The sequence below is a fragment of the Marinifilum breve genome, from assembly GCF_003202155.1.
In the GTDB taxonomy this organism is placed as follows: Bacteria; Bacteroidota; Bacteroidia; order Bacteroidales; family Marinifilaceae; genus Marinifilum; species Marinifilum breve.
In genome coordinates this window covers 694,210-719,795 of sequence record NZ_QFLI01000002.1, presented here as the reverse complement: position 1 = coordinate 719,795, position 25,586 = coordinate 694,210, and the positions used below count along the sequence as shown (strand labels likewise).

General features: G+C 35.6%; 24 protein-coding genes. 10 read left to right on the top strand and 14 right to left on the bottom strand.

Annotated elements, in window-relative coordinates; translation table 11 throughout:
- Positions 1-80: 80 nt before the first annotated feature.
- Positions 81-1,136, bottom strand: a complete 1,056-nt coding sequence (gene rsgA, locus DF185_RS07140) for a ribosome small subunit-dependent GTPase A (protein ID WP_165835970.1) — start codon at positions 1,134-1,136, stop codon at positions 81-83.
- Positions 1,137-1,521: 385 nt separating this feature from the next.
- On the opposite strand from rsgA, the gene DF185_RS07135 reads away from it, so the two are divergent.
- Positions 1,522-2,568, top strand: coding sequence for a 3-deoxy-7-phosphoheptulonate synthase (locus tag DF185_RS07135; RefSeq protein ID WP_110360048.1), 1,047 nt, complete (start codon positions 1,522-1,524; stop codon positions 2,566-2,568).
- A gap of 80 nt (positions 2,569-2,648) precedes the next feature.
- Here the strand turns inward: DF185_RS07135 and DF185_RS07130 are convergent, their stop codons facing one another.
- The 3 genes from DF185_RS07130 to DF185_RS07120 form a co-directional block, all read right to left on the bottom strand.
- The gene (locus tag DF185_RS07130; protein WP_110360047.1) at positions 2,649-3,389 is read right to left on the bottom strand and encodes a L,D-transpeptidase family protein; all 741 of its coding nucleotides are present in this window, start codon (positions 3,387-3,389) and stop codon (positions 2,649-2,651) included.
- A 499-nt stretch (positions 3,390-3,888) separates the two neighbouring features.
- On the bottom strand, positions 3,889-6,396 hold the full coding sequence (locus tag DF185_RS07125) for a S9 family peptidase (protein ID WP_110360046.1): 2,508 nt from the start codon (positions 6,394-6,396) through the stop codon (positions 3,889-3,891).
- A 361-nt stretch (positions 6,397-6,757) separates the two neighbouring features.
- Entirely contained in the window at positions 6,758-7,612 is an 855-nt protein-coding gene (locus DF185_RS07120; protein ID WP_110360144.1) for a mechanosensitive ion channel family protein, read from the bottom strand.
- A gap of 383 nt (positions 7,613-7,995) precedes the next feature.
- On the opposite strand from DF185_RS07120, the gene ppgK reads away from it, so the two are divergent.
- A complete protein-coding gene (gene ppgK, locus DF185_RS07115) occupies positions 7,996-8,736 on the top strand; it encodes a polyphosphate--glucose phosphotransferase (RefSeq protein ID WP_110360045.1) in 741 nt (246 codons plus the stop codon).
- 75 nt (positions 8,737-8,811) lie between these two features.
- Here ppgK and DF185_RS07110 read toward each other — a convergent pair whose 3' ends face one another.
- Entirely contained in the window at positions 8,812-9,168 is a 357-nt protein-coding gene (locus DF185_RS07110) for a hypothetical protein (protein ID WP_110360044.1), read from the bottom strand.
- 493 nt (positions 9,169-9,661) lie between these two features.
- Here DF185_RS07110 and DF185_RS07105 point away from each other — a divergent pair, with 493 nt between their 5' ends.
- The 8 genes from DF185_RS07105 (at position 9,662) to DF185_RS07070 (ending at position 15,816) form a co-directional block, all read left to right on the top strand.
- Positions 9,662-9,859, top strand: a complete 198-nt coding sequence (locus DF185_RS07105) for a hypothetical protein (protein WP_133249988.1) — start codon at positions 9,662-9,664, stop codon at positions 9,857-9,859.
- Positions 9,860-10,082: 223 nt separating this feature from the next.
- Complete coding sequence (locus tag DF185_RS07100; RefSeq protein ID WP_110360042.1) at positions 10,083-10,676, top strand: Crp/Fnr family transcriptional regulator; 594 nt, start codon at positions 10,083-10,085, stop codon at positions 10,674-10,676.
- 56 nt (positions 10,677-10,732) lie between these two features.
- The gene (locus DF185_RS07095; RefSeq protein ID WP_110360041.1) at positions 10,733-11,182 is read left to right on the top strand and encodes a DMT family transporter; all 450 of its coding nucleotides are present in this window, start codon (positions 10,733-10,735) and stop codon (positions 11,180-11,182) included.
- A 2-nt stretch (positions 11,183-11,184) separates the two neighbouring features.
- Positions 11,185-11,916, top strand: coding sequence for a GNAT family N-acetyltransferase (locus DF185_RS07090; RefSeq protein WP_110360040.1), 732 nt, complete (start codon positions 11,185-11,187; stop codon positions 11,914-11,916).
- A gap of 210 nt (positions 11,917-12,126) precedes the next feature.
- Complete coding sequence (locus tag DF185_RS07085; RefSeq protein WP_110360039.1) at positions 12,127-13,545, top strand: pyridoxal phosphate-dependent decarboxylase family protein; 1,419 nt, start codon at positions 12,127-12,129, stop codon at positions 13,543-13,545.
- A 7-nt stretch (positions 13,546-13,552) separates the two neighbouring features.
- Positions 13,553-14,008 carry a pyridoxamine 5'-phosphate oxidase family protein gene (locus tag DF185_RS07080; RefSeq protein WP_110360038.1) on the top strand — a complete coding sequence of 152 codons (456 nt, stop codon included), beginning with the start codon at positions 13,553-13,555 and terminating at the stop codon, positions 14,006-14,008.
- 44 nt (positions 14,009-14,052) lie between these two features.
- Positions 14,053-14,901: a bifunctional helix-turn-helix domain-containing protein/methylated-DNA--[protein]-cysteine S-methyltransferase gene (locus DF185_RS07075; RefSeq protein WP_110360037.1), complete on the top strand. Its 849-nt coding sequence runs from the start codon at positions 14,053-14,055 to the stop codon at positions 14,899-14,901.
- A gap of 222 nt (positions 14,902-15,123) precedes the next feature.
- Positions 15,124-15,816 (top strand): Cthe_2314 family HEPN domain-containing protein, encoded by a 693-nt coding sequence (locus DF185_RS07070; protein ID WP_133249987.1) that lies wholly within the window; start codon positions 15,124-15,126, stop codon positions 15,814-15,816.
- 116 nt (positions 15,817-15,932) lie between these two features.
- Here DF185_RS07070 and DF185_RS07065 read toward each other — a convergent pair whose 3' ends face one another.
- The 9 genes from DF185_RS07065 to DF185_RS07025 all read right to left on the bottom strand — a co-directional run bounded on the left by DF185_RS07065 (position 15,933) and on the right by DF185_RS07025 (position 25,330).
- Positions 15,933-16,859, bottom strand: coding sequence for a CsgG/HfaB family protein (locus DF185_RS07065; RefSeq protein WP_110360035.1), 927 nt, complete (start codon positions 16,857-16,859; stop codon positions 15,933-15,935).
- A 646-nt stretch (positions 16,860-17,505) separates the two neighbouring features.
- On the bottom strand, positions 17,506-18,486 hold the full coding sequence (locus DF185_RS07060) for a chorismate synthase (RefSeq protein ID WP_110360034.1): 981 nt from the start codon (positions 18,484-18,486) through the stop codon (positions 17,506-17,508).
- A gap of 27 nt (positions 18,487-18,513) precedes the next feature.
- Entirely contained in the window at positions 18,514-19,062 is a 549-nt protein-coding gene (locus DF185_RS07055; protein WP_110360033.1) for a GNAT family N-acetyltransferase, read from the bottom strand.
- Positions 19,063-19,144: 82 nt separating this feature from the next.
- A complete protein-coding gene (locus DF185_RS07050; RefSeq protein ID WP_110360032.1) occupies positions 19,145-19,606 on the bottom strand; it encodes a 2-thiouracil desulfurase family protein in 462 nt (153 codons plus the stop codon).
- Between the two features lies 1 nt (position 19,607).
- Positions 19,608-20,885: a 3-phosphoshikimate 1-carboxyvinyltransferase gene (gene aroA / locus DF185_RS07045; RefSeq protein WP_110360031.1), complete on the bottom strand. Its 1,278-nt coding sequence runs from the start codon at positions 20,883-20,885 to the stop codon at positions 19,608-19,610.
- A gap of 9 nt (positions 20,886-20,894) precedes the next feature.
- Entirely contained in the window at positions 20,895-21,938 is a 1,044-nt protein-coding gene (aroB, locus tag DF185_RS07040) for a 3-dehydroquinate synthase (RefSeq protein WP_110360030.1), read from the bottom strand.
- Positions 21,939-22,021: 83 nt separating this feature from the next.
- Entirely contained in the window at positions 22,022-23,110 is a 1,089-nt protein-coding gene (locus DF185_RS07035; protein ID WP_110360029.1) for a bifunctional 3-deoxy-7-phosphoheptulonate synthase/chorismate mutase type II, read from the bottom strand.
- A gap of 83 nt (positions 23,111-23,193) precedes the next feature.
- A complete protein-coding gene (locus DF185_RS07030) occupies positions 23,194-24,090 on the bottom strand; it encodes a prephenate dehydrogenase (RefSeq protein WP_110360028.1) in 897 nt (298 codons plus the stop codon).
- Between the two features lie 85 nt (positions 24,091-24,175).
- Entirely contained in the window at positions 24,176-25,330 is a 1,155-nt protein-coding gene (locus tag DF185_RS07025; RefSeq protein WP_110360027.1) for a pyridoxal phosphate-dependent aminotransferase, read from the bottom strand.
- Between the last annotated feature and the right edge of the window lie 256 nt (positions 25,331-25,586).

Genomic DNA, 25,586 nt, shown 5'->3' with positions numbered 1-25,586 from the left:
TAAGCTAATTTCCTAATTGTTTTATCTGATAACAGTGAAAAAAAAGAGACTGTCTCCTTTCAAGAAACAGTCTCATGATCTTAATGATTTTTATAACCAGATTTCTTCATGTTCTTAATGATTTTGGAAAGCTTCTTTCCTTTCTGTTTTCGGTCTTGTAGGCTACTTTCATAATGTTCCATTTCCCGATTCAAGCGCATAAAGCTTTCATATTCATCTTCTGAAAGATTTCCAGTTTTAACGGCCTTTAATACTTTACATCCTTTCTCGTTGGTATGTGTGCAGTTATGAAACTTACAACCTTTGGCAAGATCACCGATTCCATGAAAGCCAGATACCCCTGACTCAACACTAGAAGTCGTCAATCCAAATTCCCGAGTGCCAGGCGTGTCAATTACAAGTCCACCATTTTTTAGGATGTACAATTCTCTTGAAGTTGTGGTATGTGCTCCCTTCATGGTAGCCTGACTAATTTCTCCTGTTTTTAAATCCTTTCCTTCTTGCAAAGAATTGATGATTGAGGATTTTCCGACTCCTGATGCTCCAATAAAAACATAGGATTTACCTGTTAGAATCTTATCCTTTAGCAAATTCAAATTGCTTCCATCGCTTGCACTAATGGGAATTGCCTGATAAGTGTCAATCATGAAATTCATGATTTCTTCTTGTTCATCGTCAACAGGTAAATCGGTTTTGTTGATCAGAACAATGGGCTCGATATTACAATTTTGCAATTGAACCAAAGTGCGCTCTAATCTTCTTAGGTTTAAGCCAATTTCAAGACATTGAACGATAACAGCATAATCGATATTTGCAGCTATAATCTGCGCTGCAATTTCTTTTCCTGATTTTTGTCTCGAAAGGCAATTGTATCTTGGCAATACTCTCGAAATGATCCCCAAATCGCCATAATCCAGAAACAAAACCCAGTCGCCAGTTTTGGGTTTTTCATTTTCTTCTAACCCAAACATTAAATTTCCTGCTAACTCACAGGTTTTACTTCCATTTTCATGGATTACGATACAATTCGACTTGTTCACTGTTGAAACACGACCAATTGCCATGTTTTGTTTTTCTTCTGAAGTAAGAGATGATTCAAAAAAATCAGACCATCCCAATTTATTTAGTGTATTCATTACATTCGGTTTAGTTTCAGCCATAACTACTAAAAGCTGAAATATCTTTCTAAAATTTACGGTATAAAAAACTGGGCATCAAATAAAAATGATGCTAGAATTGAAGTGTCGGCAAGTTGATTCGAGACAAATCCAATGACTTGCCTATAATGCGGACTCCGAATGATATGTAGAAGTTGTTCTTTTAATCATGAACTGCAAAAATAAGAAAAAATATGCATAGGTAACTAATTCGTGAATCGAAATCGTTTGTGTAGAAAAAGTCTCAAAAATCGGTTAATCTGTAAGCTATATTTTTCATTCACTAAGAAATAAAAACTAAATTCGGAACGAATCAGAAAACATCTGTATTCATTAACTATATTGACCAAACTAGAATACCCCTATGGTAGATCCAAGAATAGAAAATTTAAATGTAAGTGTTGAACAATCCATCATAACTCCCATAGCATTAAAAGAGCTTTACCCTTTAACTGAAAAATGTATCAATACAGTTCATAAAGGACAAAGTACTATAAAAAATATACTAAGTGGGAGAGACAAGAGAATATTGGCAATTGTGGGTCCTTGTTCTATTCATGATATTAAGGCTGCCAAAGAGTATGCACAAAAAATCAAGCTCTTGGCTGATGAATTAAAAGATAAAATCTTCATTGTGATGAGAGTTTATTTTGAGAAGCCACGAACTACTGTAGGGTGGAAAGGTTTAATCAATGATCCGCACATGGATAATTCTTGTCAGATACAAGAAGGTTTAAAGCAGGCAAGAGAGCTTTTGGTATACATTGCAGAATTGGGGTTGCCAGCAGCGGGTGAAGCTTTAGATATTGTTACCCCACAATACATTCAAGATTTGTTTTCTTGGACTGCAATTGGAGCCAGAACAACCGAATCGCAAAGTCATAGAAATATGGCAAGTGGATTGTCTTCAGTTGTAGGTTTCAAAAATGGTACTGATGGAAATATTGATATCGCTTTAAATGCAATGCAAGCCGTGGGCGCTCCGCAAAACTTTGTGAGTATCAATCCAAGTGGAAATGTATCGGTGATAAGAACATTAGGAAATCCCAATACTCATATCATACTTCGAGGAGGAAAGGAACCAAACTACGAAACCAAGTATGTTCAGGAAATTGAAGACAAATTGAATGGATTGGGAATTGATCCGAAAATCATGATTGACTGTAGTCATGCCAATTCAGGTAAGCAAGCCATAAATCAGAAAGTTGTACTTCAGGATATTGCAGAGCAAATACAAAATGGCAATAAATCTATTATGGGTTTTATGCTTGAAAGTAATTTAGAATTTGGAAAGCAATCCATTCCCGATAATAAGAAGGAATTGAAATATGGAGTTTCGGTTACCGATGAATGTATAGATTGGGATACAACAGCTGAAATTCTAAAAGAGTTTTGCCAATCGATTGAATAAGTTTGATATTGAATAATGGAACATGATTGAGCAGTTCACATTAAGTGTGAGCTGCTATTAAAAATAGAACGATAAGTTCTTTATTCTATTTTATGCATCCCATTCCTTAAAAATTTAACTTCAGGAATTTGCCTTGATTTGTTGAAAGCATCATAGGCAAGTTTTTGTACTTTCCATAGGTTGGTTTTATCAGTATCAGTTTTGTACTTGGAAAGAAGTACTTCAAAGTTTTTATTCGATAGTTTGGCAGGGAAGATATGAACCGGAATTTGATTCTGACCATTGCTTTTTGCCTCTACACAAAAGATGTACAATTCTTTGATTTGATCGTCGGTAATTGGCAAACAGCCAACGGTTACACGTGATCCGTGGATGAAGATATCTCCGCCAGGATCGGTTTTATCGGCCCAAAATAAATCTGATTGGTTTGGATAGTTAATGCCCAAAGAGAGGTGGAAATTGCTGGCAGGATTAAATCGATCAATATAATAGAATCCTTCAGGGACTTGTAAATCGCCTTGTTTTCTTTTTGGGCCAAGCTTACCCGATTTTCTACAGACTTTATATTCTTTGATCAATTTGAACTTTTGATCTGATTTGTTTTTACCCCACAGCTGAATTTTTTGCCCGAATTTAAAAGCACGCAAGTACACTTCTAATTCATCAATTTTGATGTTCTTATCTTCAAGAAGTTTCAAGATGCCATTTTCTTTTTCGGAATATGCATCACGAACACGAGGGTATTTAAGTTGTTCCGATTTGAATGAACTTGAATTGGTCACAATAAAAGATGTTAGTATAAGGGTAAGGATTAGTTTCATATTGCAAGATAACATTTTGTAATGCACATATGGAATGATTTGATGTTTTCAGCAAAGCTATCGCATTGTCAGATTTCGGTTATCGGTTGTCAGGGAAAAATGCTAACTGATTACTAGTTACTTGTAAATAAAGCTCCAGAGGAGCGTGATCTTTATAGCCCAAGGTGAATGAGCTACGCGAATGTTGCCCTGGGTTAGTAAGTTTTATAAATAATCGTCGCAACTGCATGCCTTTATGAATATGGAATCTTAACATGCGACGGAAGAGATCTTAAGTAAAATAAACCACAAAGGAACACGAAGGGTATTCACCAAGGACCCAAAGTTGTAGACGTAGAAGGTGATGTTTTTTGCGATTGGGCAGTTATTGGTTGCTGGTTGTCAGTTTTTGGTTATCAAATTGGAATTAAATTAGTGAGAATCTCACTTTGGAGTGAGAGCCTCACAAAAAATCCCGATCTGCAGTGCAAATCGGGATGAATATTATCTGAAAAATGAATTACCAGGTTTTAGGTGTTTCATTTTGCATTTCAATGAAGTCAGCTCCTTCACGGTAATCACCCAATAGGTGCTTACAGAAATATTCACTTCTTAACCAGAAAGAGTATTCGCTCATGTTACCAAAGCCATGACGCTGGCCAGGGTAAATGAAGAAGTCGAATCTTTTATTCGCTTTAATCAAAGCATTTGCAACTCTTACAGTATTCGCAGGATGCACATTGTTATCAATATCACCGGTTACCAGTAAAAGCTTACCTTTTAAATTCTTAGCCAGGCTTGGGTTGGTTGCAATCTTGTACTGGAATGTAGTATCCTTTTCAGTAACTACTTCTTTTACTCCATGGTGAGTTTCACTCCACCAACGGTTGTAAATGTTGTTATCGTGGTTACCTGCAGCCGATACTGCTACTTTAAAGAAATCTGGATATACAAACATTGCAGCTGTAGACATGAATCCACCACCTGAGTGACCGAAAATACCAACTCTGCTGATATCAATGAAATCATGACGATTAGCCAAACGTTCCAAAGCCACTTTCTTGTCAAGAAGAGGATAATCTCTCATGTTTTGATATCCGTAGTTGTGATACCATTTTGAACGATCTGGGTGACCACCTCTGTGTCCCATGGTAACAACAATAAATCCGAATTGGGCCATACGATCAGCACGATCCATGCGAGTTGAGAAACTCTTATAAACCGCTTCGGTTTGTGGACCAGGATATACGTAAGTCAAGATTGGATATTTCTTGTTCTCATCAAAATCAAATGGCTTGTACATTACACCGTAAAGGTCAGTTACGCCGTCACCAGCTTTCACAGTAAAGATTTCCGGAAACTTGTAGCCAGCTTCGAATAGCAATGAAAGATCAGCTGTTTCCAAATCCATAATCTTATTACCACGTGTATCGTATAGTTTCGATTCAGGAGTTGTATTTACTCTTGAAGAGTTGTTTACAAAGTAATGGTTTTGATCATTCAAGCTTACTTCATGATTGAAATCTCCTTTGTTTAGCAATTTCAAACCAGTACCATCAAAGTTTACTCTGTACAAGTGAGCATAGTAAGGATCTTCTCCTTTTTCATGACCATTGGCAGTGAAATAAAGCACTCTGTTCTTTTCATCAACACCTTGTACTTCGTCGGCATGCCAAGGGCCTGATGTAATTTGGTTTTTCACGTTTCCTTCTGCATCGTAAAGGTAGAAGTGAGCCCAACCATCGCGTTCCGACCAGTGAATGAACTCTTTTCCATTGTTAATGGTAATCAGATTACGAGTTTCGATATATGTATTTAATCTTTCCTCTATAATTACTTTTACTTCACCTGTCGTTGTATTTGCCGAGCAGATATCAACTCGTTTCATATCACGACTTTGACGTTGGAAGTAAATCAAATCGCTGTTTTTCGAAAGCCATTTAGAGAATTTCAAATCATCATCAGCATTTACCTTTTTGCGCGGAGCTCTTAAGATGCGAAGGGTTTGATCTTTCCATGCATCAGCTTTTATAACAACTGATTCTTTTGTCTCAAAATCGAATACTTGCATTTCATATTGAGGAGCTTCTTTTTCTCCTGCCATATGATACTTGTATGTTTCCAAAGTAGGACGACCTTTTGCAACCGAGTTCAATACCCAAAGGTCTTTCACTTTTCTTTCGTCTTCGCGGATAATTGCAAATTTCTTTGAATCGTGCGAGAAAGTTACGTAAGCAGCTTTTCTGTCATCTTTTTCTTTCTCTTTTTCGGTATTGGTTTTACCATATCCGGTATCGCCATAAGCATAATCCTTAATACCATCAGTGGTTAATTGGTGCTCAACAATGGTAGTGTCTTTTTCGTTTTTCTGAGCTTTCTTGTAGTTCTCGGCATCCATCCAATAAAGGTTGTGATGTTTTGCAAAAATTACATACTCCTGGTTAGGAGCAACCGAAGCCCATTTCTTTTGTTCCAATGGCTTTTCAAAATCATCTAAAAGTCGAAGTTTTCTGCTAGCTATTTCGTATTCGAAATGCCAAACTTTGGCAACCATCTTTTTCTTTTTGTCTTTTTTCTTGCCGTCTTTCTCTTCTTCCTGCTTGTCGCCGTTTTCTTCATCTTTCTCCTCTTCTTCGGCCAATTTACTTTTCACTTCGAACTGAACAACTCTTTCGTTCTTAATGAATTTCATTTTTTTTATGCCCATGTGTTTTGCATCGAAAGGATCGCCAGTTAAGCGACTCATATCAGCAGCCATTTTTACAGGATCAAAAAGCTTGCTTTTCATGTTTCTTGCCGGATCAACCAAATAATAGTTTAATCCTTCGGAAGTTTGGTAGGCATACCAAAATTTTTCACCGTTTTTAAGCCAGTGTGGACGTACTCTGGTTGAAAATACCATTGATCTCAATTTGGTAGGAGAGAACCTTGCAGGTAATTCATAGTTTGCCTTTGTAACAGGTGTTTTCTGTGCAAAAACACCAATTCCTATTAAAAGAAATAGAAATGTCAGTAAATGTTTTTTCATCTGGTTGTAATTTTTGTTTTGTCATCCCGATCGTTATCGGGAGGAACTCGATGAATTTTAATCACACTTTTTTTTAAATGCATACTAAAATTCATGTTCGTTTCATGATTGGTTGTTGTTTTTATGCAATAATGTAATAAGGACAATAAAAGTAGGGAAGTGGATGGTAAAAAAGGAGGAAATTTTCACAATTTCGATGATGATGGGAATTTTCGCGATGTAAAATCATGGAAATCTATGAAGAACTGATATTCGTCATATCCCAAAAGATAATGATAGCAGTTTGGTTCGCTTTAATACGTATATATAATTTGTGAAAATTTGTGCCATTGGTGGTTGATTTTGTTTTACCGATGTGCAATTATTTTTTACTAAAATGTCCGGTAGCATCCGACTTAAAATGAACATCCATTTGAGGAAAAGGAATGGAAATGTTGTTCTCGATAAACTTTTTATTTATCAACATTCTGATATCAGATTTAAGATTTTCAATCCTGAAAATATTTCTACTGAAAAACAACAGTTCAAAATCAAGAGAAGAACTTCCAAAATCAACAAATCTTACCAGAATAGATTCTTTATCGGTAATGTCCCTGCTTTCCAGTGCGCTTTCTTTTAATACTTTGGTCACCAATTCTACATCGCTACCATAGGCTACGCCAACGCAAATTTTAAATCTTGTTTTGTCAGATTGATGACTCCAATTGATCACCTTATTGCTCGTAATTAGCGAATTGGGTATGATAATAATGATGTCGTCGCGATTTTTTGCTGATGAGGTTCTTAGGCCGATTCTTTCCATTTTCACCACATCGCCATCTATTTCCAAAATATCTCCAACCCTAATCGATCTCTCGAAGAGTAAAATGATTCCTGAAACAAAATTGTTGAATGTGTTCTGTAAGCCCAATCCAACCCCAACAAGTAAGGCAGCCGATCCGGCCAAAAGTACATTCAATTTAAATCCCAATGTTTCCAGAATAATTAAGGATGAAATGATCCATACCAGGTATTTGATGATTTGAAACAAGGAGTATAGATTTCCTTTATCGATGCTTAGGAATGATTTTTTACGGAATAGCGCTTTTTTAATTAACCAGAGTAAAAAAATGGTGATTAATATGGTAATAAGAGTACTGGTAATTTTTCCAAATGTGAACGAAAAGTTTCCAATTTTAAAAATCTCGTATTCTAAAAACTCAATTACTCTATCCATAATCATCTTTCTTATTCCGGTATTTTATTCTTCTAAGGACATTTACTTTTTATGCCATTTCGGGCCTGCAAAATAATAATCCTTTGTAAAATTTACACCAAGTTTATCTTTTTTTATGATTGAAATTATTCGGTGCGGTATGATTTATAATGGGTAATTATATAAGAGATGCCTAAAGTACTTAGAGTATTGGTGCTGTTATATGCAAGCTTAAATGAGTAATTGCAGGTTTATACCGTATGCTTTAACTTTAAGTACTATCTGATAACTCACCTACCATAAATCTTATAGGACCAATTAATCTCATCTCTACGATATTGGTTTTTATCGTCTTATTTTCTTTTGTATTTTTAGTCATCATTATAAATCCACAATCAGAATTTATGGAAATATTAGGAATAGATATAGGAGGTTCGGGAATTAAGGGAGCTCCGGTGAATGTTGCAATAGGAAAGCAGTTGGAGGAGAGGTTTCGCATTCCAACCCCTCAGCCATCTACGCCGGAAGCCGTTGCAAATGTGATAAAGGAAATTGTTGATCATTTCAATTGGCAAGGCCCTGTAGGCTGTGGATTTCCAAGCATAATTTCTCATGGCAAAGCAATGGCTCATGGCAATATGCATGCTTCCTGGGTGGGGGTTCAGGTTGATGAACTTTTCAGTAAGAAAACCGGATTGGATGTAAGTGTTGTGAATGATGCCGATGCCGCAGGATTGGCAGAGATGAGATATGGAGCGGGCAAAGGTAAGTTGGGCTTGGTGGTAATGGTTACCATTGGCACGGGGCTTGGCTCAGGCGTATTCTACAATGGGCAATTGTTGCCAAACTTTGAACTGGGTCAACTAAAGCATAGCGATGGAATGAAAATTGAAAAATATGCAGCCGATTCGGTACGCAAGAAAGAAGAGCTAAGCTTTGCGGAATGGGGCAAACGATTCAATGAGTTTTTGCACCATGTGAATGTAATATGTGCTCCCGATTATTTTATAATTGGAGGAGGAGTAAGCAAAAAAATGGATAAGTTCGAAAGTGAAATTGATGTGGAAGTGCCTGTATTGCCTGCACAGTTTCAAAATGGAGCTGGAATTATTGGGGCTGCGGTTAGTGCCAATGGAATAGCTTAAATTGTTCGACTATTATAAATAAAAGGATGGCAGAAATTAATCTACCATCCTTTTGCTTTTCAGGGGAACTTGCAATTATACAGGTTCTTCCTCTTTTTTCTTGCTTACTTCATCGATAGTAAAGCCCCATGCACCAAGTTTTTTTGTGTCGTTTGGGAAATGAGCTTTCAACAAATCACGAATTTGCTTGATATCATTAATGATTTCTTTAGCCATTTTCGCTTTTTGCTCGTTTAACTCTTCTTTTAATCGATTTGCATCATTTGCTTTTTCCTGATAATCGATCATGTTGTTAACCTTTCCTTCAATTGCGGCTATGTCGATTACAGAATTTAATAAGCTAGCTTCACCATCCGCATCATTTTTTCGTTTAATGTCAGCGAACAAACCAGCTAAATAATTAGCATTGCCTTTGATTTTGATTTGTGCCATATTATTTGAATTTAAAAGTTTAATTTTTTGAACAATTAAATTTATCAAAAATGCACTTGGTTAAATTATAATCATATTGTTTTTATGAAATTTAAAATCGTTTTAAATTAATAAACTTATGAATATTATATGTTATTTGCATTGTGATTATGTCTGTATTGTAGCTCTGATGGGAGTTTGCTTTATTGTGTGATTTATAGTTGTATAGATAGATTTTAATTGAAATATGAGAAAAACGCAGGGTAAATGTCGAATGATTCGCGTTGAAAGTTGAAGATTTAACGTAAAAACAGGAGGTTTTAACGTAGAAAGCTGACATAACAAAGTTGAAAGTTGATGTTTCAACGTTCGGAAGAGAGTGTGCAACTTAAAAACCTCAGCTTTCAATATTAAAAGCTGAGGTTTCAATGTTGAAAGCTTACCTTCCAATGTTTTTTGTTGTCTTTCCATGCTTGAATGACATAGTTTTTGATTGAAAAGACAGCCTTTTGCGTTGAAAGATGAACTTTTAATGCTGAAACTTCAGCTGGCAATGTTGCTCACTCAGCTTACAATATTGAAACCACAGCTAGCAACGTTGCAGACACAGCTTTTAATATTGAAAACACAAGTATTAATGTTAAAAGAACAAGTTTTAAGGTTGAAAGCTCAGGAAATAACATTAAAAGTTCAGGTTTTAATGGGAGCGTAGCCATGTGTTACGAAGAAAAACGATCCTAGATTAATGCCTGTAAATTAATCATAGGAATACTTTGTTGAGGGATTATTGTTTTGTATTTTCATTGGCGAAAAACAAATTAGTGCATCTTTTACATCCAATTGGGAGGGATAAAGTGCATTAATGCACTTTATATACAAGTTAGCTTTAATTGAAAAAAAGTACGCATAGAAGAAAGATGCGAAAGTTTATACTAATGGATAACGATAAATACATATTAGATTTTAAAAGTAAAATTGAATCATATGCATTCATTAGTGAAGAGTCTTTGAATAAATTGAAGTCAATTATAAAGTTCAAATCTTTAGTGAAAAATGAGATATTACTGAACAATGGAAGCTCTTCTAAAAATATTTACTTCATATGTAAAGGAGTATTAAGAGCATATTTTACCAATTCTACAGGCGATATTTACACCAAAAACCTATTCTTCGAAAATGATATTGCAGGTTCTCTTGTTTCTTCAATGCTTGAAAAGCCATCGGAATTTACACTAGAAGCTCTTGAGGATACTATTCTTATTTCATTGGATTATAAGTCGTACAGAAATCTAATTAATAATAATGAGGACTTAAAAGAGTTTTATATTGCATATTTAGAAAAGAATTGGGTAATTGACAAAGAGCAAAAGGAGGTTTCCTTAATTCTAGAGAATGCTACTGAAAGATATATGAAATTGCGTGGTACATTTCCCGATATTGATACTAGAATAGCACAACAACATATTGCTTCACATTTAGGAATTACTCCAACCCAATTAAGCAGAATAAGAAAAGATTTAAAGAAATAACTTCAAAATCAACATATGTAAATGTGAGGAAGAAATCGATAAACTACATTTGCATTATGAATAAAGCAATAATTTTTATACTAGCTTTTACAGGTGGAGTTGCACTAGCTGCACAAAGTGGACTAAATTCCCAATTAGGAGTAGGTTTAAAAAATCCCTTATTAGCATCTGTAATTGCTTTTTTGTCGAGTACTCTTTTTGCTATTGTTTTTGTTTTCGTTTTAGTCAAAGATTTCCCTACTATTACACAAATAAAAGGAATACCAATTTACCTTTGGTTTACAGGTGGGTTTTTAAGTATGGTTGGTATTGGATTGTATTTATATACGATTCCTAAACTTGGAATATCAACTATGATTTCAATTGGTCTTTGTGGACAATTGATATTTTCTGCTATAGCAGGTCATTTTGGCTGGCTAAATTTACCAATGGAACCATTAACAATAAAAAAGGGTATCGGGATATTAGCAATGATTTCAGGTATTATAATAACTAATTTGAAGTAAACATGAACGAACAGATAATAAATAACTTGTATGAACTTTGGGAACAAATTGGTATTATGACCAATAAGATTTTCAAAGCGGAAGATTATACCTCTATTTCAATGGGTGATTCAGACTGGCCTAACAGAATTTTCAATTTTAAGAGTGATTCTGAAACTGTTACAAAAATTTTACATTTAAGCAAAGAAGATAAAGCTCCTGAGATAATAACGATTCGAAAACCAAATGAATTAAGTGGAAACCCTAATTTGGAATTTGTAATGGTTCAAAAAAATATGGCTCTTGATTTGAATTTAGTTTCAAAAGATATTTCTTCAAATTCTAATATCAAACAAGTAAGAACAGAAAAGGATTCTGTAAATTTTGCAGAAACAGCATCAAAATCTTTTGGGTATAAAATTGACTCTCAGGTAATTTATAAAATTGTTAAAAACTCAGAAAACATTCGATTATTTATATTCCAAGAAAATAATGAGAGCTTAGGTTGTGGAATTGTATTTTTTGATTCTAATAATAATGCAGGTTTACATATGATTGGAACACTCCCAAAAGGTAGAGGAAAAGGAATCGGAAAAAAAATGACAGAGTATTTGTTAATTGAAGCGAAAGAAAATAAATCGAAATTTTGTGTTCTTCATGCTTCGAAAATGGGAGAACCAATTTATACAAAGCTTGGATTTCAAAAATATGGAGAAATTGAAACCTATAGAATACTGAAAGATAGAAACAACTAAAGCTAACAATAAATATACGTAATGCGTAATCTACTAAATTCGAGCTTTAAAGCGATTAATAAATAAAGTAACGATTTGATAGTGAGGTGCCTTGAAATCCCGCACTACGCATATTCGAGCCGTTATAGGGCATTTGAAAAACCGCAAGAATCGGGTTTCATTACGTTTTGAGAATTGAGAATTTTGTCAAGACATTTAAAAGGAATTAATATGCAATTTGATTTTGACAATAAACAGAGAAAAGAAATACTCGAAATAGTATTTGAAAAGCTGGAGAACTATTATAGCTCAACACAAGATTTTAAGACCAATCCTGATTTAAATATTAATAAAATTAGAGAATCGCTTCTTACCACAGACTTAGTTAATGGAATCAAACCAGAAAAAGCTATCCAACACGTAACAAATGGACTTGAAACCTTTAGTGTTCATACACCACATCCTAAATATTTTGGATTGTTCAATCCACGTTCTAATTATGCAGGAATTATCGCTGACCTAATCACAGCTACCTATAACCCTCAATTAGCTGCTTGGAGCCATGCCCCTTTTGCCGTTGAAGTAGAGGAGTTAATAATTAGGGAATTTGCAAATAAATTTGGATACGATAAAAATGCAGATGGTGTTTTCACAACAGGAGGAGCTGAAGCCAATCTTACAGCAATGCTCTGTGCTTTGAACCATAAATACCAAAATTTTGCTAAGGATGGAGTATTTGGTTTAGACAAAAAACCTGTTGTATTTTGTTCAGCAGAGGCTCATCACTCTATTCAAAAAGCCGCAAAAGTTGTTGGGATTGGATATAATCTTGTAAAATCAATTCCAATTACAGATGAATTAAAACTGGACACGGAGATTTTACAGCAAAAACTAAATGAACTTGACTCATCAATTTATGCGCCATTAATGATTATTGGAACTGCTGGAACTACTGGGACAGGTACAATTGACGAATTGAATCAGCTAAGTTCCATTTGCAAAAAGAACAACATTTGGTTTCATGTTGATGCCGCATACGGAGGTGGAGCAATTTTAAGTCAGGATTTGAAGCCCCAATTAACAGGTATCGAAAAGTCTGATTCCATTACTTTTGATGCTCATAAATGGATGTCGGTACCAATGGGAACAAGTATATTTTTGACATCGAGAAATGATATTCTCGGAAAAACGTTCAGAATTACAACGGAATACATGCCAAAGGAAGCTGATAAACTCACGATTACTGAACCCTTTACACATTCTATTCAATGGTCGAGAAGATTCATTGGTTTAAAAGTATATCTTTCACTACTATTCTATGGTTGGCAGGGATATGAACAAACCATAAATCATCAGGCAAAGATGGGGCAATATTTAAAAAATCAGCTGATAGAAAATGGTTGGAAAATCAAAAATAATACAGATTTGCCAGTTGTATGCTTTGCAAAATCTGAATTTGAAACAGATTCAAATTTCCCGAAAGAAATATTGGATAAGGTTTTAGCAAAAGGTAAATCATGGTTATCTGTTTATCCTATAAATGGAATACCTACTTTTAGGGCTTGTATTACAAACTATAATACCACTGAAAAGGAAATTGATGAACTGATCAATGAGTTAAATATAGAATTCACTAATTATTTAAAGTAAATTCGACATGAGAAGAAAAGATAAAGAGATATTCGATCAAAATACAATTCAAGAGATTTTATTAAAATCAGAAATTTGCAGAATTTCATTGAATGATATTGATTATCCTTACATACTTCCATTAAACTACGGATATCAAGATAATAGTTTGTATTTTCATTGCGCCAAGCTTGGAAAGAAGGTTGATTTAATCAGAAAGAACAACAAAGCAAGTTTTTTAATTGAGCAATACTATGAAATTGCTAAAGATGATATTTCCTGTAAGTGGACAACTAAATATCGTTCAATTATTGGCTGTGGAACAATTGAAATCATAAATGAAACTGAACAAAAGAGAAATGGATTAGACGTAATAATGAAACATTACGGAAAATTTGATAATGAATATTCAAATAAACAATTAGAAAATGTTCTCGTATTAAGATTGAATATTGAGAAGCTCAATGCCAAACAATCAGTATAATTAAAGACATACTATATTTTAAATAAAAGGATTGAAACTAAATTATGCCTGATAATAATAAAACATATCAGTACAAAAAAATTGCAGAGGCTATTGCTTTTATAGATGATAACCATAAAGGACAGCCATCTTTAGACGCAATAGCTGAGCATGTTAACTTAAGTCCTTTTCATTTTCAGCGTCTATTCAAGGAATGGGTAGGAATTAGTCCAAAAAAATACTTGAAATTTATCAGCTCAAATTATGCAAAGAGTTTGCTAAGGAAAAAAGAAAGCAATCTATTTGACACTGCTTTTGAAATGGGTTTATCTGGAACAGGAAGGCTTCACGACATGTTTGTAACAATAGAGGGCATGACTCCTGGAGAATATAAAAACGGTGGTTCAAGCCTGATAATCAATTATAGTTTTGCAGAAACTCCTTTTGGTGAAATCATAGTAGCAGCCACCAATAAAGGAATCTGCCATATGGCATTTAGCGAGAATAATGTATTAGCATTCGAGGAGTTACAAGCTATTTTCCCGAATGCAATATTCAATCAAAAAGTAGATAAATTTCAACAAGACGCTTTGTTTATTTTCCGTAACGACTGGACTAATCTAAATGAAATAAAATTACATTTGAAAGGAACAAAATTTCAATTGAAAGTTTGGGAAGCATTGTTATCCATTCCTTATGGAAATCTCTCTACTTATGGAGAAATAGCAGAAGCGATTCAGCATCCAAAAGCATCGAGAGCAGTGGGAACTGCAATAGGAAACAATCCGATAGCATACCTGATTCCATGCCATAGAGTAATTCAAAAATCAGGAAAATTTGGAGGCTATCATTGGAATCCGACAAGAAAGAAAGCCATAATTGGTTGGGAAGCTTCAATATTGGAAAATGAATAAAAACGCCCTATAACAATGTATATTCAAAATAGGCGTGATGGTAGTAATATAAAGGGTTGTAGCCCGCTTCAAGTTTTTCATGGTTCGATAAGTTTGAAGCCCGCAATCGCCTACTTTGCATATACTAAACGTTAGACATAACCAAAGATGACGCTCGACGATATATATAAAACTAAAGAAACTGTATGGTTATTTGAAACTTTTCATGAACATTATAAAAACATGAAAGCCAAAAATGTATGGGAGTCAGATAATTATTCATCTGAAGAAAAATATATAGAAGCTTGTTTTCATCAGCAGACTAATATATTAGAAGTTTGTGCACAACTTGAAAAAATCACGGTGTATTTGAGGCGTTTTGATAAAAATTACTTTACTAAAAATCAAATTAGTCAATCTGATTTCATTCAATATCACTTGGAAGTATATACAAATAAAATATTTACATTATTTGAATTAATTCTTGCTTTTATAAACACAGTCTATGAGTTAGATTTAAAACCTAGACAATGCAATTTGAAAAATATTAAAAAGAAACTTAATGAGCAAAATATAATTAATCTATTAATATCATTATCAGATAACCTTAACAGTTGGAGAGATATTAGGAATAAGACGGTTCACCATAATAAGTTCACGAAAGACAATGAATTCCATAGACTTTCCATGGAAGAATCCTACTGGATTCACTGCGAAAAATTGGGAATTGAACCTAAAGTCGACTTGAAATTTACAATGCCAAAACACTTTGTTGACTGGGCTCTAAGAGAGGAGCGCAGAGAAAAAATAAAGTTCATAAAACAAAATAACTTAGGCTTAAACTCATATATTCATGTATTAAATACTAGAGTAATGAAACAGATCAAAAGAAAAATGGCAATGCCTAACAAAAGCAAACATCACACAGCCCAGTAATATTTGTAAAAAATAAGATACAAGCCTTAAAAGTATGGGAGTTCACCAGCTTTTAAGGCTTTTTTTTTACAGTTGATTTGTTATGAGTTTTGATTTTATCATTTAATCAGAACACACTATTTCATCCTCACAAAATTACCTTTGGCAAATCCGCTTCCTTGCACAATGGAACACTTGGAAGCTTTACCGTTTCCAACACTGGCATCGGTAATTTTGATTTCGCCTATTTTGGTATCAACGCTTCCCAATGAAATGCCTGTGTCAGGATCAATCAGGTCTTCACCTTTGCTGTAAACCGCAAATACATCACCAACTTTAAGGCCATCGGCTTCTCCGGAGTTGATAAACACAATTCCTCCTTTTTCGGTGATTACTTTGGCTTGCCAAGGAATGTTATTGGCACTATTGTCTATCATGGAAACTACATCTTCTATGGCTTCGCGTGCTGCTTTCCCAACCAATGATTCATCAAAATCCTTCCTGTCCTTAAAAGCAAGTTTATTGGTTCTTAGCTTTAATCCTTTTGCCGATTTCTTTTTGCGTACATTCTCTGCAGTAATAATTTCTCCGGTGTTTGTATTTACCATGCGAACATCAACACCAACAACAGCTTGTTGGTTCGATACGCCAATTCCCAAGCCTTTAATGGCGCCTCCGGTTTCTCCTTTTTTGTATCCAAATTCTGATACCGATCCGATTACAGCAATCTCAACTCCTAACACCTGGCCAATTTTCGCCGCGCTTTGCTGTGTAACTCTACCAGACTGACCAAAATCTTGCTCATTCAGGATTCGGTCAATTTCGGCACGTTCCATTACCCTATAATTGCCTGATTTTACCAGTGCAGTCGTCAGCATATCGCTAACACCATCACCAACTCCCTTGTTGTTCCACCACCTCCAGCTTTTATCGGTTTTATCCTCAAACACAAAGACAGCAATTCGCTTTTTAATCTGTGGTTGTTGTGCCGAAACTTTAAAAGCTATGAATGAAAACAAGACAAGCAAAGCACTTATCTTGATTAGATTTCCGATTTTTTTCATTTTGGTTTAAGTTTAGTTAATATTCTAAAAATCAATAGATAGAAAAGTAAGTTACGGAAATTTGGGGAGCTTGTAAAGAGGGAGAAGAGGATCATCTTTCTCAGCTAAATGCTATTCTTTATACACAAATCTGAAATAATTCGTTTGATTTAACAATGCTGAATCATTTAAAGTATTTTCAAATTGATTGTTTCCCTTTTAGGGAACCGAAGCGAAGTGTAGCTCGTGAACACATTAAGTGTGAACAAACTGTCGACAGACAAAAGGGTGAGATAAGAAAAAAATAATCAAAAATACACCCTTCTCCCTGTCGGGATCTTCCCTAGAAGGGAAGAATTTAGGATCAAACGATTGTATATATAATTCTTCTTCATACTATATTCTGGAAAATAAATGTGCATAAGGGATAGCCTGGAGGAGAGGAAACTGGAACTACCAAGATTTTATGGATAGTAAATTATTTGCAGAATATTCCTCTTCTCTTCAAGGAGAAGGGGTTGGGGGATGAGGTTTATCCAATTGAAAATATGTAGGAACCATGAATTGCCTCGGGTTTCAACCCGAGGATATAAAAAAGAGACACCCAAAGGCATCTCTTCTCATTGATTGAAATATAGGTCTAAATATAACATGCAGCGACCTAATATTATCTTCTAGCTTGATCTATCAGTTTTAAGTCTGCCAATGCAATGGCAGCAGCAGCTTCAATAATCACCGGAATACGAAGTGCAATACAGGCATCGTGGCGACCTTCAATTAGCAGTTCTTCTACCTTTCCTTTGGCAAAATTCATGGTATTCTGAGTTTTTCCAATGGATGAGGTTGGTTTGATGGCCACACGGAATACCAATTCATTTCCGTTGGTAATTCCACCATTGATACCACCTGCATGATTGGTTTCTGTTTTACCCGTTTCATCGATAAAGTTATCGTTGTGCTCCGAGCCTTTCATTTTAGCGGCTTCGAAACCCGAACCAAATTCAATCCCTTTGGTAGCAGGAATGGCAAAGATCAGATGTGAAATCATCGATTCAACCGAATCGAAAAATGGTTCTCCGTATCCGATAGGAAGATTGTTTGCTTTACACTCCACAATTCCTCCAATTGAATCATGCTCCAATAGAGCTTCTTCGATGGCAGCATCGAAATCGGTTCTACCACCTATTTCGGTCAGCTTGGCATCAATGCTTACATCTCCCAATATCTTTTTTGCTACCACACCAGCTGCTACAATTCCCAGGGTAATTCTACCTGAGAAGTGACCGCCTCCCGTGTAGTCGTTGTTCTTTCCAAATTTGTGCTGCGCCACAAAATCAGCATGTCCAGGACGTGGACTATCCAATAAATTGCTGTAATCTTTCGATTGGGTATTCTTGTTTCTGAACAAGATAATGATTGGAGCTCCCGTTGTTTTGCCTTCAAAAGTTCCACTTAAAATGGCTGGTAAATCTTTCTCGATACGTGGAGTAGTTCCTCTTGCACCAGATTTTCTGCGACCTAAATCCTGCATTAAATCTTCTTCAGTAAGAGGAATTCCTGCCGGACAACCATCAATGGTTATTCCAACTCCTTTACCGTGTGATTCACCAAATATGCTTAATCTGAATATTCTTCCGAAATTGTTCATGTTCTATGCTTGTTAATCTTGTGTGCTCTAAATTAATGTTTTTGTCATGATAACATTATCAATATAGTTACCATCTGGTGTTTTTATGAATTTTTCTTGCCTACCATTCTCCTCGAAACCAAATTTGCGATACATGTGTAAGCCAGATTGGTTGGTACCAAAAACTTGTAGCCATAAAAGTTCGATATTATCATTCTTTTCGTAGCTATCAATCATTTTCTGAAACAGAAAAGAACCAACACCACAGTTTTGCCAATCTTCATGAATTCCCATGCCAATGTATCCCGTGTGCTGAAGCATACTTCTTCTGCTGGATGTTACATCAATATTGCCTATGATCTCGCCTTCATATTCAGCTACAAGCAATAAACTGTTTGGAGCAGCGTTTAGCTCATTGATCCAGTTTTCAATTTCTGCATCCGATTGATCAAATTCCTCTCTCGTAAAAGGAATGGTAACTCCGTTGATATAGGAAAGAATACAATTTCTAAGTGAATGTGCATCCGAAATGATAGCTTCACGAATTGTGATTTCTTTACCTGATTTGCTTGTGTGTATAGAAGGCTCGATTTTCATCGCTTGGTGTTTTTACTCCTTAAAGTTCGTTTCATCTGTTTATATTTTTCTGTTATTTGCCAGATGGAACTCTCGATGAATTTTAATCATTCTCTTGTGTATAATTTAGAATGCTAAAATTCATGTTCGTTTCATTTTTGATTTCAACTCCTTGTTTTGACAATAGTTCGGCGGTCAATCCGTTTCCTTTGATTTTCTCTCCTGTAAAGCTGCCATCGTAAATCATTCCATATCCACAGGATGGACTATTGGCTTTTAATATGGCTTGTTTGCAATCCAGGATTTTAGCGATTTGGGCTACCTTTCCGGCTCCTAAAAGAAATTGCGCTGTACAATCTACTTGATCCTTTGTCATCACTTTTAATTGATTGTCCTTTTTTACAATTTCGCATGGGATGCGTGGGGTAGATAAATCGCCTAATTCTTCAGGACATAATGCAATGGCTCTTCCCGATAAAACCAGTTCTTTGATTTCAGGCACTAAATTGTCATTGCCATCGTACCTGCACTTTACGCCTGCCAAACAGGAACTTACTATGATCATATTATACAAATTGACTTTTGAAATAGAATTCGGCAACGCCGCCACCAATCTTTCTTAAATCTTTGAAAAAATCAGGATAAGACTTTGCAACACAATCATGATCGCCGATTTCGACTGCTTGTTTAGAATTTAATCCGGCTACAGCCAATGCCATAGCAATTCTATGATCGTTATTGCTATTTGTAATGCCTCCTTTTAATCTACCTCCGGGAATTACCATTTCATCTCCTTCAATTCTAATTGGCACTGCAAGTTTTCCAAATTCTTTCTGTAGAACGATTCCTCTGTTGCTTTCCTTATGCTCTAGTCGGTGTACCCCTTTAATTCTGGTATCACCATTGCAATGAACGGCTAAAGCTACCAAAGGAGGGAAAAGGTCCGGACAATGAGTCGCATCAAATTCAAAGGCGTTTAATCCTTTCTTTTCAACCGTCAGGCTATTGCCATTCCAATGTAAACTTGTTCCACATTTTTTCAAAGCATCCAAAATGGCAATGTCGGCCTGGTACGAATATGGATTCAAATGTTCAAGGGTAACCTTTCCTTTTAATGCACCAGCCACCAAAAGAGGTGCAGCTGAACTCCAATCTGCTTCCACAGTATAATCTGTAGCTTTGTATTGTTGATTCCCTTTAATGGTAAAGGTTTTGTAATTGTCATGATTGATTTCAATCCCAAAATCCTTTAACAGATCAATGGTCATGTTGATATAAGGAATACTCTTAAGGTTTGTTACTTCCAGAGTCGTATCTTCCTTTCTGCAAGGCAATGCCATTAATAATCCGGTTAAGAATTGAGAACCCAATGCTCCGTTGATTACGGCAGTGTTATTTTTATAGCCACCTTCCAATTGAATGGGAAGTAATCCTTTGCCAGGATTTTTACATTCTATTCCCAGTGCTTCCAATCCTTCAAGGATATTGTGAACGGGACGTTTCAGAATACTTCCACGACCGTTGATTTGTACAGGTTCAGGATTTAACGCCAGAATAGGAGAGAACATCCTTAATGATAATCCTGATTCTCCTACTATAACTTGTTCAGGAGATTTCTCTTCATTTCGGCATACTCTAATGGCAGTTTCATCTTGAATTACCTGAGCTCCCATTTTCTGAACAATTCCTGTGGCTGCTGTGGCATCATCACATCTACAAGGGTTAAGGATTGTGCTTTCCCCTTTCGCCAAAGCGGCGGCTGCCAATGCTCTTTGCATCATGCTTTTTGAGCTGGGAGGAGTGATGCTCCCTTTTATATTTGAATTTTGAATTCGTACTCTCATTATTTGTGGTTATTGTATTGGTTTTGGGTCTTTGCAAAGCTGAATCACTTTGCTTTTTAAATCTTCAATTGGAATTGACTTGATGCAAGCTTCTCCAATTTTAGTTAATAGTATAAAGTCAATAGAAGAGCGATTCTTTTTCTTGTCTTTTAATAGAAATTCATTGATGGTTTCCGCTGAAACTTCATGGGTAACCGGAAGTTCATACTTTTGAAGAAGTGAGATAACTTCTTCGCTTTCTTCAGAACCTAATCCACACATTTCTTCCGATAATTTTGTAGCCAAAGCCATTCCAACCGATACAGCCTCACCATGCGTAAGGTCAGAATTGTTTTCGATAGCATGACCAATGGTATGACCGAAATTCAATTTCTTGCGCTCACCTTTCTCGAATGGATCATTATTTACTACATCAGTTTTGATAGAGACAGCTCTGTAAATCAAGTCTTCCATTAAATCTGGTTGAAGATTCAAAAGTGCTTCTCTGTTATCGTTTAAGAATTGAAAAAGATCTTTATCCTTAATAAAAGCGTGCTTAATTACCTCTCCAAATCCACTTCTCACTTCACGCTCAGGCAATGTTTTAAGAAGTTGTGGATCGCAAATTACAAACTGGGGAGGATTGAAAACTCCAATCATATTTTTCAGCTTGCCAAAATTGATTCCATTTTTGCCGCCAACACTTGCATCTACTTGCGATAGAAGGGAAGTTGAGATGAATCCAAACTCCAATCCTCGCATAAAGATAGAAGCAACAAAGCCTGTAACATCACAAACCAATCCGCCACCCATTCCCAATAGGTAAGAGTTTCTATCGGCTCCGGATTCAAGCAATTTTTCTACAATCTTCTCTACCGATGACCAAGTCTTAATTCCTTCGCCACAGCCAATTATGATGTGGTCAAAATCATCGATAAAACTTTTGTAATGAGCGTATATATTTTCATCGCAAATTAAAAAGCACTTCTTCTCAGGCAAGTATTTTTTAATGTTAAGATATGATTCACCAATTAAGATTGTGCTGTTCTGATTTTCGATGTGTATGCTTTTCATTGTTTAAATAGATGTTAGATTTTAGAGGATAGATATGAGAATTAAATGTCTTAACTCTCATATCTAAGTTCTTTTATCTCAAGTTACGAATTCATGATGTCTTCCTGCTGGTTAATTGATTCCTGATGAATTGCTTTGAACAAATTATTAATAAATTGTTCACTGAATCCTTTTTTCTTCCCGTTTTCAAGGCTCTTTTCAAGAATCTGTCCCCAACGCTTATTTTGTAATACAGTAATGTTATTTTCTTTTTTGTAATGACCAATTGTTTTGGCAACCTGCATTCTGTTTTCCAATAATTCCAACAGTTTCTGATCGAAGTCATCAATTAAGTGTCTCAATTCACCAAGTGTATTATTGATTACTTCATTGTCAGCTTCCGGATCACGAAGCACTAAGTTAGCTAAAAGTTCTTCAAGTGACTTAGGAGTCAGCTGTTGTTTTGCATCACTCCAAGCTTCTTCTGGTTTGCAGTGTGATTCAATAATCAAACCTTCGTAGTTCAAGTCCATCGATTTTTGAGTGACTTCATCAAGGAAAGCTCTGTCACCAGTAATGTGGCTAGGATCGCAGAACATTGGCAAGTTTGGCAATCTTCTTTTCATCTCAATTGGAATCTGCCATTGCGGATCGTTTCTGTACTTCAACTTTTGGTAAGTAGAGAATCCACGGTGAATTGCAGCCAATTTTGTAATTCCAACTGCACTTAGTCTCTCAATAGCACCAATCCATAATTCTAAATCTGGGTTAATAGGATTTTTCACCAATACAGGAATGTCTTTTCCTCTTAATGCATCAGCAATTTCCTGAACGGCGAAAGGATTTACAGTGGTTCTTGCTCCAATCCAAAGAATATCTACTCCTGCACCTAGGGCCAATTCAACATGTTTTGCGTTGGCAACCTCAGTTGCAGTTAACATTCCGGTTTCTGCCTTAACTTTTTGCAGCCAGATTAATCCTTGTGCACCAATTCCTTCGAAACTATTCGGACGAGTTCTTGGTTTCCAGATACCTGCACGGAAAATTGGAATTCCCGCTGCTTTAATTCCTCTTGCTGTTTCCAACACTTGTTCTTCTGTTTCTGCACTACAAGGACCACCAATAATTAAGGGTCTGTCTATATTTTCGATTGACCAAGCACTTAGTTCTGCTATTTTTAAATTTTTGCTCATGCTATTTTGATATTTACTCTTTTCTCGAGTGATTAAAAATTTGGTTTATTTCTTTATACTTATTCCTTGATATTTTATCCTTTTCAGGCTCTTCTTATCCTTTTTGCATTCTTGATGGTTTCAGCTTCAGTTCTTTCTTTTTCATCTAAAACTCTGCGAATGTCATTGGCATCATTGATCAAATCATCTACACCTTCATGGTCATCATTCTCAATTCGATCTTTAAACTGTTGCAGCGTATCGATGTATTTTTGAAGAACCTTCCCAATGTTCTTTTTGTTCTGATGGAAGATTGGCGTCCACATTTCGGCAGAACTTTTTGCCAATCGAACAGTAGAGTCGAAACCACCACTTGCCAATTCGAAAATGTGCTTGTCTTTCTTTTCCTTCTGCAAAACGGTTAGCGACAAGGCGAATGCGCTGATATGCGAAAGGTGAGAAACATAGGCAGTTTGTCTATCGTGTACCTCTGCATCCATGTATACGCATCGCATTTGTAAAGTATGGAACATGTCGCTAATCACATTAACCGCATCTTTATCCGAATCTTCAGGATTACAAATGATAGAACATTTGCCATCAAACAATCCTGAGTGTGCCGCTTGTGGACCAGAGAATTCGGTACCCGCCATTGGGTGAGCAGGAACATATTGCTTTCTCTTTGGATGATTTGCTATTGATTCAATCAATTGTTCTTTGGTCGATCCCAAATCTGTTACAATTTGTTGATCTACCATATCCATGATTTGCGGTAGAGATTTTAGGCATGCACTTACCGGAATGGCAAGAATAACCAAATGAGATGATTCAACCGCAGTTCTTAAATCCTGGATTTCATCTGCAATACCCAACTTTTTGGCTTGATGTGCATGCATAGGATTATTGTCCACCCCAATCACCTTGTCAGCAAATCCCCTTTGCTTTAAATCCAAAGCAATAGAGCCACCAATTAATCCTAATCCTATAACTGAAACTATCATTGTTTTTTATTTATAGTGTCAAGTTGCTTGTTACAAGTTTCAAGAAAAAAGAACTTGCTACTTGTGACTTGAATCTTGTTACCAATTACATTTTCTTAATTCTATCTATTGCTTCTTTCAATACAGATTCACTGCTACAAAGAGAGACTCTGATATATCTTTTCCCTTGCTCTCCAAAAATTCCTCCAGGAGTAATAAATACTTTCGCTTGCTTTAAAATCTCATCACTTAATTCGTAACAATCTTTGTACTGATCAGGAATAGCTGCCCAAACAAACATTCCACTTTGATCTAGACTTGGCTTGCAATTGATCAATTTCATTAATGAAAATACCAATTCCCTTCTGGTTTTGTATACTTGATTAATAGATTCGTACCAGCTTTTATCTTGACTTAGTGCTTTAATCGCTGCTTGTTGTACAGGGTAGAACATTCCAGAATCCATATTGGTTTTTACCTTTAAAACAGGTTCTAATAGGTCTTTGCTTCCGCAGATCATCCCAACTCTCCAACCTGGCATATTGTGCGATTTGCTTAATGAGTTCAATTCCAGACAACAATCTTTGGCTCCTTCAATACTTATGATACTCATTGGCTGATCGTTCAAGATAAAGCTGTATGGATTGTCATTAACAATCAGGATTTTGTGCTTTCTGCCAAATGCTACAATTCTTTCTAATAATTCTTTGCTTGCTCTTGCTCCTGTTGGCATGTGTGGATAATTGATCCACATGATTTTTACCTTTGATAAATCTCTTTTTTCTAATTCATCAAGATCTGGTTGCCAATTTTGCTCTTCGCAAAGCGGATAAGAAATGATTTTACCTCCCAGCAAATTGGTTACCGACTTATATGTTGGATAGGATGGATCTGGAATTAAAACTTCGTCACCTTCATTTAAGTAAGCCAAAGAAGTTATCATGATACCTTCCTTTGATCCCATAAGTGGAAGAACCTCGTTGTCAGGATTGATATCCACATCAAAATAAGTTTTGTACCAGTTCGAAAATCCTTTGCGTAATGCAGGAATTCCTTGGTATGACTGATATCCATGACTTTTTGGATGTATACATGCTTCCTTAAGAGAGTTCCAGGTATCTTCAGAAGGAGTCATATCCGGATCTCCAATTCCAAGGTTTAGAACTTTTACTTCACCCTCGTTCATGCGAGCAATCTCCTTCAGTTTTAATGAGAAGTAGTACTCTTTAATTACTTGGGTTCTGTTAGCTGGTTGAATCATTTCTATTGTTTGTTAAAATTTTGGTTTTGGTCATATTCAAAAAAAAATCCTGCTCTAATTAGGCAGGATCTTTTATACTTTTTACTTGAGTTATGGTATAAGGCATCCCGCCCGATTTGTGATAAACCAGAAATAATAAAAGTAAAATCGGTATGTAAATGCTTTGTTACTCATTCTTCAAAATATTGTATAAAAAAAGGTCTTACCTGTTGGGCAAGACCTTTGATTTATTTCTTCGTATTACTACATATCAATT

What these genes read in the sequence shown, in the direction of transcription:
- DF185_RS07110 (WP_110360044.1), bottom strand. Translation starts at nt 9,168, where the DNA reads ATGGCACAAATCAAAATCAAAGGCAATGCTAATTATTTAGCTGGTTTG.
- DF185_RS07125 (WP_110360046.1), bottom strand. Translation starts at nt 6,396, where the DNA reads ATGAAAAAACATTTACTGACATTTCTATTTCTTTTAATAGGAATTGGT.
- rsgA (WP_165835970.1), bottom strand. Translation starts at nt 1,136, where the DNA reads ATGAATACACTAAATAAATTGGGATGGTCTGATTTTTTTGAATCATCT.
- aroB (WP_110360030.1), bottom strand. Translation starts at nt 21,938, where the DNA reads ATGAAAAGCATACACATCGAAAATCAGAACAGCACAATCTTAATTGGT.
- DF185_RS07030 (WP_110360028.1), bottom strand. Translation starts at nt 24,090, where the DNA reads ATGATAGTTTCAGTTATAGGATTAGGATTAATTGGTGGCTCTATTGCT.
- DF185_RS07075 (WP_110360037.1), top strand. Translation starts at nt 14,053, where the DNA reads ATGCCTGATAATAATAAAACATATCAGTACAAAAAAATTGCAGAGGCT.
- DF185_RS07065 (WP_110360035.1), bottom strand. Translation starts at nt 16,859, where the DNA reads ATGAAAAAAATCGGAAATCTAATCAAGATAAGTGCTTTGCTTGTCTTG.
- DF185_RS07060 (WP_110360034.1), bottom strand. Translation starts at nt 18,486, where the DNA reads ATGAACAATTTCGGAAGAATATTCAGATTAAGCATATTTGGTGAATCA.
- DF185_RS07050 (WP_110360032.1), bottom strand. Translation starts at nt 19,606, where the DNA reads ATGATCATAGTAAGTTCCTGTTTGGCAGGCGTAAAGTGCAGGTACGAT.
- aroA (WP_110360031.1), bottom strand. Translation starts at nt 20,885, where the DNA reads ATGAGAGTACGAATTCAAAATTCAAATATAAAAGGGAGCATCACTCCT.
- DF185_RS07135 (WP_110360048.1), top strand. Translation starts at nt 1,522, where the DNA reads ATGGTAGATCCAAGAATAGAAAATTTAAATGTAAGTGTTGAACAATCC.
- DF185_RS07080 (WP_110360038.1), top strand. Translation starts at nt 13,553, where the DNA reads ATGAGAAGAAAAGATAAAGAGATATTCGATCAAAATACAATTCAAGAG.
- DF185_RS07055 (WP_110360033.1), bottom strand. Translation starts at nt 19,062, where the DNA reads ATGAAAATCGAGCCTTCTATACACACAAGCAAATCAGGTAAAGAAATC.
- DF185_RS07120 (WP_110360144.1), bottom strand. Translation starts at nt 7,612, where the DNA reads ATGGATAGAGTAATTGAGTTTTTAGAATACGAGATTTTTAAAATTGGA.
- DF185_RS07130 (WP_110360047.1), bottom strand. Translation starts at nt 3,389, where the DNA reads ATGAAACTAATCCTTACCCTTATACTAACATCTTTTATTGTGACCAAT.
- DF185_RS07090 (WP_110360040.1), top strand. Translation starts at nt 11,185, where the DNA reads ATGAACGAACAGATAATAAATAACTTGTATGAACTTTGGGAACAAATT.
- DF185_RS07025 (WP_110360027.1), bottom strand. Translation starts at nt 25,330, where the DNA reads ATGATTCAACCAGCTAACAGAACCCAAGTAATTAAAGAGTACTACTTC.
- DF185_RS07095 (WP_110360041.1), top strand. Translation starts at nt 10,733, where the DNA reads ATGAATAAAGCAATAATTTTTATACTAGCTTTTACAGGTGGAGTTGCA.
- DF185_RS07070 (WP_133249987.1), top strand. Translation starts at nt 15,124, where the DNA reads ATGAAAGCCAAAAATGTATGGGAGTCAGATAATTATTCATCTGAAGAA.
- ppgK (WP_110360045.1), top strand. Translation starts at nt 7,996, where the DNA reads ATGGAAATATTAGGAATAGATATAGGAGGTTCGGGAATTAAGGGAGCT.
- DF185_RS07100 (WP_110360042.1), top strand. Translation starts at nt 10,083, where the DNA reads ATGGATAACGATAAATACATATTAGATTTTAAAAGTAAAATTGAATCA.
- DF185_RS07035 (WP_110360029.1), bottom strand. Translation starts at nt 23,110, where the DNA reads ATGAGCAAAAATTTAAAAATAGCAGAACTAAGTGCTTGGTCAATCGAA.
- DF185_RS07085 (WP_110360039.1), top strand. Translation starts at nt 12,127, where the DNA reads ATGCAATTTGATTTTGACAATAAACAGAGAAAAGAAATACTCGAAATA.